The sequence below is a fragment of the uncultured Microbulbifer sp. genome, from assembly GCF_947489355.1.
Taxonomy (GTDB): Bacteria; Pseudomonadota; Gammaproteobacteria; order Pseudomonadales; family Cellvibrionaceae; genus Microbulbifer.
This window is the reverse complement of sequence record NZ_CANLDD010000232.1, coordinates 1-267: the sequence shown is the minus strand read 5'-3', so window position 1 is coordinate 267 and position 267 is coordinate 1. Positions and strand designations below refer to the sequence as shown.

Below are 267 nucleotides of genomic sequence, written 5' to 3'. Positions count from 1 at the left end.
TGTAAGTTTAGTTTTGCGCCTCTTGGGCTCTGGTTGCGCGCACAGGGACAGCTCAGCGGCCATGTCCTCCTCGCGCTCTGGCCATTACTGGTGGTGATCAGTATTGTCGCCACCGTTGGATTCCTCGCCACTCACAGCGAAGAGCAGCAGCAACGCAACACCCAGGGCAGCCTCGAGTACCAAGCGCTTAAACAGCAGCTCAACAGTATTAAAGAGCAGATCAACAGCCTGAATGGTCTGATCGCCACAGACGCCGTCAACGGCTAC

Annotated in this window: 1 protein-coding gene; it reads left to right on the top strand. The window is 56.2% G+C overall.

Going from position 1 to position 267, the window contains the following annotated elements; translation table 11 throughout:
* A partial coding sequence (locus tag Q1A48_RS21580) for a hypothetical protein (protein WP_299948947.1) occupies window positions 1-267 on the top strand: 267 nt, incomplete at both ends.